The organism is Pantoea sp. PA1, assembly GCF_056856975.1.
The window spans coordinates 354,792-370,300 of sequence record NZ_JBXGEE010000003.1; the positions used below are offsets into that span (position 1 = coordinate 354,792).

Sequence of the window (15,509 nt, forward strand, 5' to 3'; positions counted from 1 at the left end):
GTTAATGCCTCTCCTGGGAGTCTCGCCTGACAACAGTGTCACCGATAAAAGACGCATTATACAGTTACAAACAGACCGTGTAACCACTTAAATCATCATTGACAGGTTACCAAAAGGCAGCATAATCAGCATCAGTAACCCCTAATAAGCGAATTTACCAGTTACAGGAGTGTCAGCTATGACCGACCACGCTATTCAACATCGCTATCTGCAGGCCGATGGGGTCAATATCTTCTATCGGGAAGCGGGCGATCCTTCCCACCCGGTACTGTTACTGCTGCATGGCTTTCCCACCTCGTCACATCAGTTTCGTCACCTTATTCCTCTGCTGGCTGACAGGTTTCACCTTATCGCGCCCGATCTGCCCGGCTTTGGCTTTACTGACGTTCCCGCTGAGCGTCACTACAGCTGGACTTTCGACGCACTCGGTCAGACGCTGACCGCTTTCGTGGATGCGCTGGGTCTGAAACGTTATGCCCTGTATGTTTTCGACTATGGTGCCCCTGCCGGTCTGCGTCTGGCCCTCGCCCGGCCTGAGCGTGTCAGCGGACTGATATCGCAAAACGGCAATGCCTATCTGGAGGGACTGGGAGAAGCCTGGGCGCCGGTGCGTGCTTACTGGGACGACCCCAGCGAAGCTAAGGGTCAGGTGGTGCGCGACACCGTCCTGACGCCGGAAGCGATCAAGTGGCAATACACGCATGGCGTCAGCGATCCGCAGTTAATTGCGCCGGAGACGTATACGCTGGACACCCTGCTGATGGAGCGACCCGGTAATAAAGCGATTCAGCAGGCGCTGTTTCTCGATTACGCCAGTAATTTGCAGCGCTACCCGGAATTTCAGGCCTTTTTCCGTCAAAAGCAGCTGCCGACGCTGGTGATCTGGGGGAAACACGATCCCTTCTTTATACCGCCGGGGGCAGCAGCCTGGCAGCGTGACAATCCGCAGGCGGTGGTTGAGATGCTGGATAGCGGGCATTTCGCGCTGGAGACCCATACTCAGCACATTGCAACGCGTATCCGGGAGATGTTCAGCGGCGACTGACAAAAGGGGCACAGAAGCTATCCGATACCGCCTCTGTGCCTCTCCCTTCCTTTATTCATTACTGAACCGGCCGACCGTACTGGCCGCGCCCAGCGCATGCCCCTTCAGCTGTGCAATCAGTTCCGCCTGGGTTAAACCCGCTTTTAACTGGCCCGGCGGCAAATCGGTGGCGATCAGCACAAAGTTATAGTGGTGCAGACCGCTACCCGCTGGCGGACAGGGGCCATAATAGTGTGTGGTTCCCGGCGTATTCTTTCCGCCGGTATACCCTTTCCCCTCCGTCAGGGCGCCCTGAGCAAACGATGAACGCGTGGGGGCAATGTTGTAAGCCACCATGTGGGTGACGCCAAGCCCCCTGGCCCCCACCGGATCGGTCATCAGCAGCGTCAGACTGCGGGTGCCCGCCGGAATAGCCGACCAGTTGAGTTCAGGAGAGATATTCTCCCCGGTACAGGAGGGATTACTTTTATTGGCACCGGCAAACTTTTTATCGAGCAGCGCATTGTCGCTGAAGTCCCGGGATTGCAACGTAAATACGGATGCCGCCAGCGTGGTCATGGGCAGAACGGCCAGCGCCGCCGCGCAGAGTAATTTTTTCAACCGTCACTCCTTATCAGATAGCACCTGAGAAAATTGTCCCGCTACATTTTGTCATTGCCTGCTTACTCTGACGGCTGCGCGACAGAGGCCGCACAGCAGCGTCAGCATTTTCACTGCACCTTGTTCAGGGCCGCAAAGACGCGTGCGACCGCGACGGCCCCCGGATCGGGCACACCATTGAGGTTTGTGCTGTTCAGATAGGAGGAGCGACCCGCTTTTGCAGTTCCCATGGTGGCCGTCGCCTCACTGCCCTGCTGCGCCGCTTCTGCTGCCGCCTCCAGTGACTGGCCCGCCACCAGCGCCTCAATGGCCGGTTGCAGTGCATCGATCAGTGTCCGGTCACCCGGCTTTGCCCCGCCATACTCCTTCATCTTCTCCAGCCCCTGCTGCAGGGCGACAGGCAGGGTATCGCCCTCCGCCAGTTGCTGGGCGGCAGCGGTAAAAAAGATCGCCATCAGCACGCCGCTTGAGCCGCCCATCACCGTCGCCAGCCGCTCTCCCGTGACCGCGAGCAGCTCGGGTAAAGCATCCAGTGGCAGCTGATTATCGGCACATTCGCGCTGGATCTGACGCGCGCCCGCGGCAAAGGTCGAACCGGTATCACCGTCCCCGACCTGCGCATCCAGCCGGTTCAGCTCACTTTCGCAGGCCATCAGGGTTTCACAGATAGTGTTCACGCAGGCGGCAACCTGGGGGTTTGCAGAGGGCTGGACCGGGTGGGCTGAAGCCGGAGTGGCGGCACTTACCGGTTCCAGTGGTGCGATTCTCACCGGGGTTACCCAGCCGGTGACCTCAACCGGCGCGCAGAGGGCCTCTTCGAAGAGGGGAGTCAGCCTCATGCAGGTCACGGAAAACCCTTTCATGTCCAGTGCGGTCATCAGCGGCGCAGGCCCCATCAGATAGTTACTGCCACGGCTGAGCGGCGACGCAATCAGATCCCGCGTCACCAGACTCATCTCCAGCGCGGACATGCCGCCCAGATTATTCACCAGCAGCGCGCAGGGTTCCTCATTCTCCGGCATCACCTTCTCCAGCAGCTGCTGAACAATCTGCTGACTGTTCTGGCTCTGCATCACCTCAACGCCCGGTTCCCCGTGAATGCCCAGTCCCATTTCGACACTGCCTTCCGGCACCCGCTGGCTGACCGGCTCATCCGGCAGATGGCAGCCGGAAAGCGCCACGCCCATCGACGCGATGGCCTGGCTGGCCGCCTGCGCGGCCGCGGTGACCGCCGCCAGGTCGTCACCCCGTTCGGCGACGAAGCCCGCCACCTTGTGTACCAGCAGGGTACCGGCCAACCCGCGCGGCTGAGGATTCTCCGGCAGGGCCACATCATCACCGACAATCACCATGTTGACGCGGTATCCCGCCTTACGCGCCTTCTCTGCCGCCAGGCCAAAGTTAAGCCGATCGCCGGTGTAGTTTTTTACAATCAGCAGGCATCCGGCTTCCCCGGTAAGATTGACGATGGCGTGATACACCGCGTCTACGCTGGGTGAAGCAAAGAGATCGCCACAAACGGCGGCCGTCAGCATCCCTTTACCGATAAATCCGACATGCGCCGGTTCATGTCCGGCTCCCCCGCCGGAGATCAGCGCCACCTGCTGTTTCTGCCAGTCCCTGCGCATGACAATGCGGATTCGCGGCGCGACCTGTAGCCGCACCAGATTGCGCAACGGGCTGGCGTAAATCATGCCATCTAACGCGCTGTCGACAAGGTCGTCCTTGTTATTCAGTACAAATCGGGTCATCTCTTCATTCCTCATGGGCGTGCGAAGGGGAAGTAAACAAGTGTTGCACATAACCGCCATACGGGGAGAAATCCACTGCGAAACCCGGCGTATCAGCCCGTCTCGTTCAGCGCCTGGCGCGGCATCTGGCAAAAGCATCGCGCCATTACGGACTAATTTATTGATTTCTATCAAATATTTTTATCCGAAACTGAGAGGTTCTGCGCAGAACCCTGATAGGGAATGGTGGAAGTTAGAGCGCATTCACAAACAGAGGATGTTTTTATGACTCAACGTATGATTCTGAATGAAACGGCCTGGTTTGGTGCCGGCGCGTTACGCCATCTGCCGGAAGAGGTAGAGCGTCGTGGAATGCGCAAAGCCCTGATTGTTACTGACCGTGCACTGGTGGCAGCCGGTGCGCTGAAGCGGGTGACCGATCGGCTGGCCAGCCACCAGCTTGCCTGGACGGTGTACGATGAGGTGGTACCCAATCCCACCATTCGGGTGGTGCAGCAGGGCGTGGCGGCCTTCAGGGCATCGGGCGCAGATTATCTGATAGCGATCGGGGGCGGTTCACCTCAGGATACCAGCAAGGCGATCGGTATGATTATCAACAATCCCGAATTTGAAGATGTGCGCAGCCTGGAGGGCGTGGCCCCCACCCGCCATCCCTGCGTTCCGATTATCGCTATCCCGACCACCGCAGGCACCGCCGCTGAAGTCACTATCAACTACGTTATTACCGATGAAGAGAAACGCCGTAAGTTTGTCTGTGTCGATCCGCATGCCATTCCGAAAGTCGCGATTGTTGATGCGGAAATGATGGCGAGCATGCCCGCCTCACTGAAAGCCGCAACCGGCATTGATGCGCTGACCCATGCGATTGAGGGCTATATCACGCGTGGCGCCTGGACGCTGACCGATATGCTGCATCTCAAAGCCATTGAGATTATCAGCCGGTCACTGCGCAAGTCGGTGGCGGGGGATCCCGACGCGGTGGAGCAGATGGCGCTGGGACAGTATGTCGCCGGAATGGGTTTCTCCAGTGTCGGACTCGGGCTGGTTCATGGCATGGCCCATCCGCTGGGCGCCTTTTATGATGTGCCACACGGCATTGCTAACGCCATTCTGCTGCCGCAGGTGATGGCGTGGAATGCCGCCTGGACCGGCGAAAAGTATCGCGACATTGCGCGCGCAATGGGCGTGAAGCAGGTCGACACCCTCTCGCTGGAGCAGGCGCGGGAGGCCGCGGTTGATGCCGTTCGTCAGCTCTGTCGGGATGTGGGCATCCCGCGTTCCTTACGTGAAGTGGGTTTACAGCAGGCTGATATCCCGGCCCTGGCGCAGGCCGCGCTGGATGATGTCTGTACCGGTGGCAACCCGCGCACGCCCGATCTTGAGGCGGTGATGGCGCTCTACCGTCAGAGTTAACGCGCGCCAGCTTATCCGCCGCTGACGTCAGGCCCGCTCACGCCAGCGGGCTTTTTTATCGCGCTGGATCTGTCGCGATTCGCCAGGGCGGATAAAGCCAGTCAGCGCGGTGACGGCCGGGGTTTTCTCGATTTTCTGATGCCCGTTTCAGCCTGAAATCGCCCGCGAGTTTTCTGCAGGTTCCGGTGCATGAGCCACCTGACCGGACAATTTCTTTAGATGCTAAACCCTGAGTCACTTGATCTGGATCACAAAAATCCGCATCATGCGCAGCGAAAACCTTTACGATGCTGCGGAGATATTGATGACACTGTACCAGGGTATGCTGATTTTTTATGCCGTTGTTGCACTGTTCGCTACGCTGATCACCTTCTTCATCGCCAAAGATAAGCTCAGCATTAAACTGCTCAGCGCCTTTCTGGTGGGTGCCACCTGGCCGATGAGTTTTCCCGTCGCGCTGATGTTCGCGCTGTTTTAATTGACATTTTCGCCTTACCGACCACACTCAGATTAGACGTCACTGACCCGCTCTGCGCCGATCGCTGATGTCGGCTTGCTCATCACTCATATAAGGAGCGGATATGCGCGTAATCAGTGTGGCGATTCTGATTTCCCTTCTCAGTGCCTGCAGCGGACCCTGGGGCGCCGAAAAACCGGTCCCGGCGGCAGAAACCCGTCAGCAGACCTGCCAGCCTGGCACCAATCCCAGCCAGAATGACTGCGGTCACTTTCCCGAACCGGAATTTCACTGACACACCCGCACACTGTGTTACGGGATCGCATTTGCGCTATTTCATCGCATAACAAGGCTTTACACGCCGATGGCCGGTCAGTAAAGTAGCGCCCAGACATCATTTCTGATGCGTAAGCGTTAACGTCAACCAACGCCCCCGCAGCGCTGCTGCCTGTGATGATCCCTGCCATGAAGCCTCTGCAACTTAGTGTTAAACCTCATGCTGCGCTCTCCGGCGCCTCATTTTTTTTATTTGTGCTGCTGCTGACCGCGGCCAACCTTCGCGCACCGGTGACTGTGGTCGGCCCGGTTCTGCAGGATATCCGTCAGACCTTTGGACTGAGTGCCGGTGAAGCGGGTCTGTTCAACTTTATTCCCCTGATCCTCTTTGCCCTGCTTGCGCCACCAGCCGCCTGGCTCGGCAATCGCATCGGACTCGAACGCAGCCTGTGGGGCGCACTCTGCTTAATGACCGCGGGTTCCCTGTTGCGCTGGCTGCCTGTGGAGGCGGCGTTATGGGGCGGGACCCTGCTGCTCAGCGCCGGGATTGCTGCCGCCAACGTCCTGCTGCCCCCGCTGATTAAACGCGATTTTACCGCCCATACTGCCCGCTATATCGGGCTTTACGCCGCCACCATGTCGATTACTGCCAGCCTGGCCTCCGGGATTGCCGTTCCGCTGAGCCAGCTCTCCTCCGCAGGCTGGCGACTGTCGCTGGTGGTCTGGGCGATCCCAGGGCTGATTGCGCTGCTGGCCTGGCTGCCACTGCTACGCCAGCGTCCGTTAAAGCAGGCATCCGGCGAGACGACAGTCCTCCATCGCCATCCGTGGCGCTCGGCAGGCGGCTGGCAGATTGCCCTGTTTATGGCGCTGCAGTCGCTGGCGTTTTATACCCTGATAGACTGGTTTACGCTGTTCGCCCAGGACCAGGGTTTCAGTCAGGCCACGGCGGGCTGGCTGCTGTTCTGGTATCAGGCCATCGCAATTGTCGCCAATCTTGGCTGCATGATGGCGCTGAAGCGGGTGAAGGATGCCCGCCTCACCGCCTTCATCGCCTCGTCGGCTATCTTTCTCGGCATGCTGGGGCTTCTGCTTAACCCGCTGTGGGCGGCGATCTGGCTGACCCTGGCCGGTCTGGGCGCAGGCGCCTCACTGGTGCTCTGCCTCTCCCTCTTTAATCTGCGGGCCAGCAATCATCGTCAGGCTTCACAGCTCTCCGGTATGGCCCAGTGCGTCGGCTATGCGCTGGCCGCGCTCGGTCCTTTGTTGTTTGGCGTGCTCCATGAGCAGAGCGGAAACTGGACGATCCCCTTCAGCGTACTGGTGCTGCTGAGCCTGCTTCAGATGCTGCTGGCCCCTCTGGCAGCACAGTCAAAACCCATCAGCTGAACGTGCGGCCATGCCGCCATCGGACCTTAACAATATGATCTGTCGGTCGCTGATGCACAGCATCAGCGACCGGCGGGAAGCGACAGGAGAAGCGAGTGTGTCTGAACTGAATAATGCGCTGTTGCAGGCGATCCTGGATGAGGTGCGTCCGCTGGTTCATCAGGGAAAAGTGGCGGACTATATCCCCGCGCTGGCCGATGTGGCCGCAGACCGGCTGGCTATCGCTGTCTGCCTGCCTGACGGCACCCTCTTTCAGGCGGGCGATGCTGAAACGCGCTTTTCGATTCAGTCGATCTCTAAAGCGCTGTCCCTGACCGTGGCGCTGACCCGCTATGACGATAGCGAAATCTGGCAGCGGGTCGGAAAAGAGCCGTCGGGTCAGCCTTTTAATTCGCTGGTGCAGCTCGAACTGGAACAGGGTAAACCGCGTAACCCCTTCATCAATGCGGGTGCCCTGGTGATCTGCGACCTGCTGGAAACCCGGCTGACCGCGCCGCGTCAGCGTATGCTGGAGATTGTCCGGCAGCTGAGTCAGCAGCCGGACATCAACTATGACCGTCACGTTGCCCGTTCCGAGTTTGAACACTCGGCCCGCAACGCGGCGATTGCCTGGCTGATGAAGTCGTTCGGGAATTTCGATAACGACGTGACCAGCGTGATGCAGACCTATTTTCACTACTGCTCACTGTCAATGAGCTGCGTTGAACTGGCACGCACGTTTATCTATCTGGCGAATCAGGGCCGGACGCTGGATGGCAGCCAGATGATTACCGCGCGTCAGGCGCGCCAGATTAACGCGCTGATGATCACCAGCGGGATGTACGATGGCGCGGGCGAATTTGCCTGGCGGGTCGGCATGCCGGCAAAGTCAGGGGTAGGTGGCGGGATCATTGCCATTATTCCTGGTGAGATGAGCATCGCCGTCTGGTCACCCGGACTCGATGGCGCGGGCAATTCCCTGGCGGGCACGGCGGTGCTGGAGTTACTGACGGAAAAACTGGGCCGCTCTATTTTCTGACCCTGGGACCCGACGAAGTAGAGTAGTCATCTGTGCAAGGCGGTTTGATGATGCACAGGCACGACGACTCCGGACGCCGGGGAGTGGGATCATAGTCTGCATAACAGACTGAGAGCATGTCTCAGTCTGTTTGACGGATATTCGCCAGTTCCGCTTCGCTCAGCCCGGTCATTTGCAGAATGGTATGGCGGTCCATACCGTTTTGCAGCATTGCGCGGGCGATCTTAAATTTTGCTGCACGTTCACCTTTTACCATACCGAGCCGGATACCCTGCTCAATGCCTATTTGTTCCAGCTGTTGTGCAATCGTCATAAGTGAATCCCCATGCTGCGGCACGCGCCGTGCCAGTTCCCGTACAAAGGCTTTCGCGTCCGCCGTTTCGCCAGCCTGCAGCAGATTGTTTACCAGTGATACTACTTGCGATGAAGAGTGATAACCGGCCATCAAAACGGTAGCCAGCCTCTCCATGACCTCAGCCGCATCCCGCTGATGGATGTGCTTCTGTAGCAGGGTCAGAGCAGCCATGCTACGGTGCTGCATAATTTCGTCATCAGGTATAACTGTGACGTCAACCAATGGGAAAGCCTGATGATAAAGCCTTCCCGCCAGTACCGGATCGTCAAACTCATCCAGCCACCGGTTAGAATAGGGATAGGGGCTACGTTTACCGGTATAAAAAAGCACCGGTATCACCAGCGGTAACCGCTTATGTCCATTCTCCAGATGGCGCTGCATCGCTGCAACGGCATAACGAAGTAACCGAAACGCCATGTGTTTGTCTGGTGCAGACTGATGCTCAATCAGAACATGGACAAATCCCTCACCTGAAGTCGTTTTCAGACTGTAAAGCACGTCGCTGAAATATTGCCTGAGAGCCTTTTCCACAAACGACCCCGATTCGAGCTTCAGCGTGTCGGGATCACAGATCTCCCGCAGGTCTGGCGGCAGGTGCAGCGCCATAAAATCTCTGGCAATTTCAGGCTGCGTCAGAAACTGCCGGAATGTTGCATCATGAGGCGCAGGCGTGCCGTTCTTCTTTTTCATCGTGCCATCCTGGCTCTGTTCCTGATCCCCTTAACCTGATCCACCTGCTCTTTGTTTCGCGGTAATGAATCAGGCTATGACGGGAATATCACTCCGGACAATGCAGGTAAAACGACACGCTTTATATTTACGAGGTGGCCCGCTTTTCAGTGCAGAAAGCGTCATGCGCTGCCCCATGCCGAAGATGCCCCCACTCAGACCAGGTTCAGCTCACCACGTTAATCGGCTCGCCCTGAAGAGAGGCGGCGATATTTTTCATCACGCCTTTCACCAGATTCTCTGCGCCACTTCGGCTTGCCCAGGCAATGTGCGGTGTCAGCAGCAGACCCGGCAGATCCGCCAGCAGCGGATTATCGGCAGCAGGCGGTTCGCTACTCAGCACATCCAGCGCCGCTCCGCCGATAACGCCCTGCGCCAGGGCAGCCGCCAGATCGGCTTCATTGATTAATCCGCCACGCGCGGTGTTGATCAGCAGCGCCTGCGGTTTCATCTTAGCCAGCGCCTCACGATCAATCATCTGTCGGGTCTGATCGCTTAACGGACAGTGCAGTGAAATCACATCGCTGGTGGCCAGCATCTGCTCAAAGCTGACATAGCCGTCACGTACTGTCTGACTCCCTTTGCGCTCGGCGAACTGGACCTGCATCCCCAGCGCCTGCGCCAGCCTTCCTACCGCCTGACCGATTTCGCCCCGGCCCGCGATACCCAGCATGGCCCCGCCGATATCCTGAATCGGCCGACGATGCAGACAGAAGTGTTGCGCCTGCGGCCAGTCCCGGCGGGTGGTGCTGGCATAGTCAAATAACTGCCGGCGCAGCGCGAAAAGGGCTGCAATTACCGCCTCGGAGACGCTCTGCGTGGAGTAGCCGGGCACATTGCTGACGGTGATCCCGCGTTCGCGACAGGCGTCGAGATCGATACAGTCATAGCCGGTTGCGGCAACACAGACAAAGCGCAGATCCGGCAGTTGCCTGAGTGTGGCGGCGCGTAACGGAACTTTATTGGTGATCGCGATAGTCGCCCCCTGCAGGGCAGACACGATCTCATTAACCGGCGTGTGTGTGCGGATCTCCCACTCACCCTGGAGCTGTTCGATCGGCAGTGAGAGCGGCAGCGTATCGCCATCCAGCATAACTATTTTCATTATCTGTCCTTAATTGCTCAGAGTGTCATCCACAGGCTCAGCCGTGATGTTACCTGTATGTGTTCAGCGGGTAACAACTAAGTTAAATGAAGCTGAAATTAAAGTGAATATGTTCAAAGAGTGCGAATTTCTTTGCTTCAGCAGCCACTTTATTTAACCCTTTTATTCCCTTCGCGTTACACTGCCGCCCGGAAATTTGTCCCATTGTGCCTGTGTAAATGATGCCGAAATGCTTATTCAGACAACGACTCACAGCCGGTATTGCGATACTGGCCGTGCTGCTGTTGTTTGTTGCACCGATGGTCTCTAAAAACCTTGCGGCAGATCATGCCAGGATGCAGCACGTCAGCATGAGCGCAGAGATGCCGATGATGCATCATCACGGCGAGATGTCCATGATGGACCCTGTGATGATGTCCGATGCAGGCTTTGCCTGCGGATACTGTGATTTACTGGTGCATGTCCCCCTGATGCTCTGGAACTTTGTCCCGTTCATCTGGTGGATGTGCCTCATCAGTCGCGCCCCGCCGCCCCGTGCGGTCACGCCGCTCCGGCGGCGGCGAACGCTGCGCCTTCATCGCCCCCGGGCACCGCCCTGTTACGCATCACACTGACGCCATAACATTTCGATTGCGTGACAACGTCACCCAATCGCCCCTGTCTTTTGAAAAGTGTGGAATGCTATGTCCTCTTATCAGGAAACATCCCCTGCACCACGCGGCACGCTGTTCAATCTGCTACGCCGCCTGCATTTTTATATTGGTCTGTTTATTGCGCCGTTCATTTTCATCGCGGCCCTCACCGGAACGCTCTACGTTCTGACTCCGCAGCTGGAACAGGCGATCTATCACAATGCCCTGACGACCCGTGCGCAGGGCGAGCCGCAGCCGCTCTCCGCGCAGGTTGCCGCTGCACGGGCCTGGGCAGGCCAGTCAGCGCACATCTACGCTGTGCGTCCCGCGCCGGGTCCCGGGGATACGACGCGGATACAGTTCACTGCCGCTGATGCGGGTCCCTCTAAGTCACGCTCGGTGTTTATCGATCCCTATACCCTGCAGGTCAGGGGAGATATGACCGTATATGGCACCAGCGGCGTGCTGCCGCTGCGCATGTGGCTGGATCAGCTGCATCGTGGCTTGTTACTGGGCGATTTCGGCCGTAACTACAGTGAACTGGCCGCGTCCTGGCTCTGGGTCGCCGCGCTGGGCGGGCTTATCCTGTGGGCCGGGACCCGCCCTCCCCGTACCCGAAAGAACGTCCGCAGCGGGTTTGCCGCCGTGCGTCACTGGCACGTCACGCTGGGACTGCTGCTGGCCCTGGGCCTGATCTTCTTTTCGGTGACCGGGCTGACCTGGTCGCAGTGGGCGGGCAGCAACATTGAAAAGATGCGCAGCGACCTGAACTGGAAAACGCCGCAGGTGAAAACCGCGCTGAACGGTAACGCCCCGGCTGAATCTGCCGATCCCCACGCAGAGCATCGCGGCGCAATGGAAGGGATGACCATGTCGGGCATGACGATGCCCGCTAAGACTCCCGCGCGGGTCATTCCTAATCAGCCGGATGCCCGCTGGGATCAGGCCCTGTCTGCCGCCCGTCACGCAGGACTGAAGGCGGCAAAACTCGAACTGCGCCAGCCTAAAAACGCCGGACAGGCATGGACGGTTTCGGAGATTGACCGCAGCTGGCCAAGTCAGGTGGATGCCGTTTCACTTAATCCGGCCGACTTCACCGTGGTCGACAAAGTGGCGTTCGCCAGCTTTCCGCTGGTGGCAAAACTGACCCGCTGGGGCGTCGATGCGCACATGGGTGTGCTGTTCGGCCTGCCTAATCAGCTGATTCTGGCCCTCTTTGGCTTCGGACTCTGCACGATGATTGTGCTGGGCTACCGCATGTGGTGGATTCGTCGTCCGGCGGTGCCGCAGCTTAACCCATCACAGACGCTGTTAACCGCCTGGCTGGCGCTGCCACGCTATGCGCAGGGCACCAGCCTGATTGTGATGCTGGCGCTCGGTTATGCCCTGCCGGTCATGGGCATCAGCCTGCTGCTGTTTCTGCTGCTGGATATTCAGCGCTGGCGCAGCGCCCGGCGTCGCAGCCAGGCCCGCACCGAGATTGCACCCGACAAGCAGTCGCCGCTGGCGATCGTGCAGTCCCGCTTCGCCGTGAAGCGCAAAGAGATGCGCTATTTTCTGCGCAGCGTGACGGTTCTGGCGCTGATTGTGATTTCGGTGATGGCGAATGCGATGATAGGCGGCGTGATTGATCAGTATCAGATCCCCTTCAGCCACTGGTCGCTGACGATGTATATCACGCAGGCGATGATGATTCTGCTCTACTCGACGGTCTTTACCGGACTGCTGTCGATTCCACTCTGGTATTTCTTCCTGGGTGAAAGCGATGAGCAGGGCAAATAGGCTGCCGCCTCCGCTGGCAGTCTCTTCTTCAACATAACTGACGAAGCCGGGCAAATTTCCCGGCTTTTCATTCTCTCACTAAAGGCTATGATCGTTGTCACTGACCCTTCTGTTTAAAGGCAAATCATGAACATCCTGCGTGCTAATCCTGAACAGCTGTTTGAGTACGGCCCCTTTACCGTCCGCCGTCAGCGACCTGGCGAGGCACTAAGCCCGCTGGTCAGCGTTGATCTGATGTCGCTGAAACTGGATGCCCGGATCCCGATGCAGCAGCACTGGAATGAAGAGGTTTTTACCTATCTGTGGCGGGGATCGATGCAGCATCAGGACAGTAACGGCGAGCGGACCCAGCTCTCCGCTAAGCGGGTGATGGTGGTCAATGCGGGTGACGGCGTTCAGTACGAAGAGTCGGTGCCTCTGTTTGAAGCGGAACTGTTACAGGCGGTTATCCGTCCCGCCCAGCCCGGGGGTGAAGCGATGACCCAGGTGCTGGAGCGCGATCAGGGCATTATGAGTAATGGCTGGACCGAACTGGCCGGGCCGGAGGAGTCAGACGCCCCGCTGGAACTGCGTCAGGCTGCCTATATCTATGACACCCTACTGGAGCGCAACCACACGCTGGACGTGCCCGCTCTGCCGGGCTTTGTGGCTTATCTCGTCGTGCTGGAAGGCAGCATTCGTATCGGCGAGGCGCGACTGGGTCGGGGTGATGCGGTCAGCGGGCTGGCGGCCGGGAGTGAAATCACGGGTGACCGGGATGCCAATCTGGTCTGCTTCCTGATCAGGCCCGATCACGCTGTATAAAAAACGCGCTGCCTTTCCCGGTGAGGTCGCAGGCAGCGCCACGCGTAACTTAAAAGCGCCGCGCGGGACGATTCCCGTGCGGCGATCTTTGTCCTTACTCCCGGTTACGGGGCTGCTTCGCCTGAACCCGTTTATAAACGTGGTCAAACTGACGCACATCGTCGAGTAACCAGTGGCGCTGCGTCAGCGGCGCATCATCCAGTGCCTGCGGCAGCGGCACCCCATCCAGTGAACCCCGACAGCAAAAGGCGCGCGCCAGGGTCGGCGTGGCAATACCAATGTAACGGGCAAATTCGGGCAACGTCATCAGTGCAGCACTCATCTTCCACCTCCGGCAATTAACTTTCCTCTGCATTCTCAGGCTAATTCTTTACTGCTTTTATTGATCTGAAACATGGATGTGGTACTAATCTTCTGCCTGCTGATGAGAAAGCTCGCCTCGCCCACCGCAAACCGAGAAAGAAGTGAGGAACCTGTGCGCCATTATGGATTGATGATAGCCCTGCTGTTTTCCGGCGTTGCTTCCGCCCACACCCTGACACCCGGCCAGCCGGTTCCGCCGGTCTTTGTGGCCGATAAAGGCGAAATGATGCTGAATCAGGGCGATATCGGCTACCAGCGCTGGAACAGTCAGGCGCTGACCGGCAAAGTGCGGCTGGTGATCCATGTCGCGGGCCGTCTTTCAGCCAAAGAGCAGAGTGCTGCCCTGATTGAGGCCGTTCAGCAGGCCAGTCTGCCGCGCGACCGCTTTCAGACCACCACCATCGTGAATACCGACGACGCCCTGCCCGGCAGCGCCATTTTTGTGGTGCGCAGCATCGCCTCCAGCAAAAAAGCCGCTCCCTGGCAGCAATTCATCATCGACAGCAGCGGCGTGACGGCGCATAGCTGGCATCTTCAGCCAGAAAGCGCAGCCGTCGTGGTCGTTGATCAGCAAGGTATTGTGCGCTTCGCTAAAGATGGCGCATTATCTGCTGAAAACGTCGCCAGCGTGATGAAACAGCTACGGGCATTGCTGGGCTGATAACCGCTTAGTTTTCACCCGGCTGTCACCGCAAATCGCGGAATGCTCCTGAATTTCCCGACATTTTTTATTACCGTAAGCTACGCTTAGTTGTAATGGATTTACCCGCCGTTCTTTGAAAACCTGCCCACTATACCGGGGCAGCCGGGGACGATGATTGAAGATGGCATCGAATCATTTCGACCTGCTGTGACTTCCTCTGTAGATAAGGACAGCCCTGATGACGGTCTGCGCAGAAAAACACGTCAATGTCATACACAGCGATGCAGCGATTCTGTTGAACGATATCGAGCAACGGCTCGATCAGCTTTTACCGGTCGACAGTGAACGTGACCTGGTCGGCGCGGCAATGCGCGACGGCGCGCTGGCGCCGGGAAAACGTATTCGTCCGCTGCTGCTGCTGCTGACCGCGCGCGATCTGGGGTGCAATGCCAGCGCAGCCGGTCTGCTTGATCTCGCCTGCGCGGTTGAGATGGTGCACGCCGCTTCGCTGATCCTGGACGATATGCCCTGCATGGATGATGCGCAGCTGCGGCGCGGACGACCTACCATCCACTGTCAGTATGGTGAACATGTCGCCATCCTTGCTGCCGTGGCCCTGCTGAGTAAGGCCTTTGGTCTGGTCGCCGTGGCAGAGGGCTTAACCGCCAGCGCCAGAACGGACGCGGTTGCAGAGCTGTCTCAGGCGGTTGGGATGCAGGGGCTGGTGCAGGGGCAGTTCAAGGATCTCTCGGAGGGAGATAAACCCCGCAGCGCCGACGCCATTCTGATGACCAATCACTTCAAAACCAGCACCCTGTTCTGCGCCTCCATGCAGATGGCCTCTATCGTGGCGGAAGCCCCCAAAGAAGCCCGCGAACAGCTGCACCGCTTTTCGCTGAATCTCGGTCAGGCGTTTCAGCTGCTGGACGATCTCACTGACGGTATGAGTGACACCGGTAAAGATGCCCATCAGGATGAGGGAAAATCGACGCTGGTGAATCTTCTCGGCGCAAAAGCGGTGGAATCGCAACTGCGCGACCATCTGCGCTGCGCCGGAGAACACCTGCTCTCCGCCTGCCGCGACGGTTACGCCACCCATCATTTTGTTCAGGCCTGGTTTGAGAAAAAACTCGCTGCCGTCAGTTAA

The 15,509-nt window shown here is 58.4% G+C and carries 16 protein-coding genes; 11 read left to right on the forward strand and 5 right to left on the reverse strand.

Going from position 1 to position 15,509, the window contains the following annotated elements; all coding sequences use genetic code 11:
- The first annotated feature begins 178 nt into the window (after positions 1-178).
- Complete coding sequence (locus AC1V0D_RS15125) at positions 179-1,045, forward strand: alpha/beta fold hydrolase (protein WP_009093067.1); 867 nt, start codon at positions 179-181, stop codon at positions 1,043-1,045.
- 51 nt (positions 1,046-1,096) lie between these two features.
- Here the strand turns inward: AC1V0D_RS15125 and AC1V0D_RS15130 are convergent, their stop codons facing one another.
- Both AC1V0D_RS15130 and AC1V0D_RS15135 read right to left on the reverse strand, forming a co-directional pair.
- Positions 1,097-1,645, reverse strand: coding sequence for a YbhB/YbcL family Raf kinase inhibitor-like protein (locus AC1V0D_RS15130; RefSeq protein ID WP_482907694.1), 549 nt, complete (start codon positions 1,643-1,645; stop codon positions 1,097-1,099).
- A 110-nt stretch (positions 1,646-1,755) separates the two neighbouring features.
- Positions 1,756-3,396 (reverse strand): dihydroxyacetone kinase subunit DhaK, encoded by a 1,641-nt coding sequence (locus tag AC1V0D_RS15135; protein ID WP_482907695.1) that lies wholly within the window; start codon positions 3,394-3,396, stop codon positions 1,756-1,758.
- A 264-nt stretch (positions 3,397-3,660) separates the two neighbouring features.
- Here AC1V0D_RS15135 and fucO point away from each other — a divergent pair, with 264 nt between their 5' ends.
- The 5 genes from fucO to glsB all read left to right on the forward strand — a co-directional run bounded on the left by fucO (position 3,661) and on the right by glsB (position 7,949).
- Entirely contained in the window at positions 3,661-4,809 is a 1,149-nt protein-coding gene (fucO, locus tag AC1V0D_RS15140; RefSeq protein ID WP_482907696.1) for a lactaldehyde reductase, read from the forward strand.
- A 304-nt stretch (positions 4,810-5,113) separates the two neighbouring features.
- Positions 5,114-5,287, forward strand: a complete 174-nt coding sequence (locus AC1V0D_RS15145) for a GhoT/OrtT family toxin (protein ID WP_009093071.1) — start codon at positions 5,114-5,116, stop codon at positions 5,285-5,287.
- Positions 5,288-5,390: 103 nt separating this feature from the next.
- The gene (locus AC1V0D_RS15150; RefSeq protein WP_167428668.1) at positions 5,391-5,561 is read left to right on the forward strand and encodes a YdgH/BhsA/McbA family protein; all 171 of its coding nucleotides are present in this window, start codon (positions 5,391-5,393) and stop codon (positions 5,559-5,561) included.
- A 170-nt stretch (positions 5,562-5,731) separates the two neighbouring features.
- Complete coding sequence (locus tag AC1V0D_RS15155; RefSeq protein WP_111207313.1) at positions 5,732-6,931, forward strand: CynX/NimT family MFS transporter; 1,200 nt, start codon at positions 5,732-5,734, stop codon at positions 6,929-6,931.
- Positions 6,932-6,983: 52 nt separating this feature from the next.
- Complete coding sequence (glsB, locus tag AC1V0D_RS15160) at positions 6,984-7,949, forward strand: glutaminase B (RefSeq protein WP_482907737.1); 966 nt, start codon at positions 6,984-6,986, stop codon at positions 7,947-7,949.
- A 121-nt stretch (positions 7,950-8,070) separates the two neighbouring features.
- Here the strand turns inward: glsB and AC1V0D_RS15165 are convergent, their stop codons facing one another.
- Together AC1V0D_RS15165 and AC1V0D_RS15170 are read right to left on the reverse strand one after the other, a co-directional pair.
- A complete protein-coding gene (locus AC1V0D_RS15165; protein ID WP_482907697.1) occupies positions 8,071-8,994 on the reverse strand; it encodes an Rpn family recombination-promoting nuclease/putative transposase in 924 nt (307 codons plus the stop codon).
- A gap of 205 nt (positions 8,995-9,199) precedes the next feature.
- Entirely contained in the window at positions 9,200-10,138 is a 939-nt protein-coding gene (locus tag AC1V0D_RS15170) for a D-2-hydroxyacid dehydrogenase (RefSeq protein ID WP_482907698.1), read from the reverse strand.
- A gap of 221 nt (positions 10,139-10,359) precedes the next feature.
- On the opposite strand from AC1V0D_RS15170, the gene AC1V0D_RS15175 reads away from it, so the two are divergent.
- The 3 genes from AC1V0D_RS15175 (at position 10,360) to AC1V0D_RS15185 (ending at position 13,356) form a co-directional block, all read left to right on the forward strand.
- Positions 10,360-10,752: a DUF2946 domain-containing protein gene (locus AC1V0D_RS15175; RefSeq protein ID WP_033736836.1), complete on the forward strand. Its 393-nt coding sequence runs from the start codon at positions 10,360-10,362 to the stop codon at positions 10,750-10,752.
- Between the two features lie 69 nt (positions 10,753-10,821).
- A complete protein-coding gene (locus AC1V0D_RS15180; protein WP_482907699.1) occupies positions 10,822-12,552 on the forward strand; it encodes a DUF2534 family protein in 1,731 nt (576 codons plus the stop codon).
- A gap of 126 nt (positions 12,553-12,678) precedes the next feature.
- On the forward strand, positions 12,679-13,356 hold the full coding sequence (locus AC1V0D_RS15185) for a pirin family protein (protein WP_482907700.1): 678 nt from the start codon (positions 12,679-12,681) through the stop codon (positions 13,354-13,356).
- 94 nt (positions 13,357-13,450) lie between these two features.
- Here AC1V0D_RS15185 and AC1V0D_RS15190 read toward each other — a convergent pair whose 3' ends face one another.
- Entirely contained in the window at positions 13,451-13,678 is a 228-nt protein-coding gene (locus tag AC1V0D_RS15190; RefSeq protein WP_009093079.1) for a hypothetical protein, read from the reverse strand.
- A gap of 171 nt (positions 13,679-13,849) precedes the next feature.
- On the opposite strand from AC1V0D_RS15190, the gene AC1V0D_RS15195 reads away from it, so the two are divergent.
- Together AC1V0D_RS15195 and AC1V0D_RS15200 are read left to right on the forward strand one after the other, a co-directional pair.
- Positions 13,850-14,380, forward strand: a complete 531-nt coding sequence (locus tag AC1V0D_RS15195) for a YtfJ family protein (protein WP_482907701.1) — start codon at positions 13,850-13,852, stop codon at positions 14,378-14,380.
- A gap of 220 nt (positions 14,381-14,600) precedes the next feature.
- Complete coding sequence (locus tag AC1V0D_RS15200) at positions 14,601-15,509, forward strand: polyprenyl synthetase family protein (RefSeq protein WP_009093081.1); 909 nt, start codon at positions 14,601-14,603, stop codon at positions 15,507-15,509.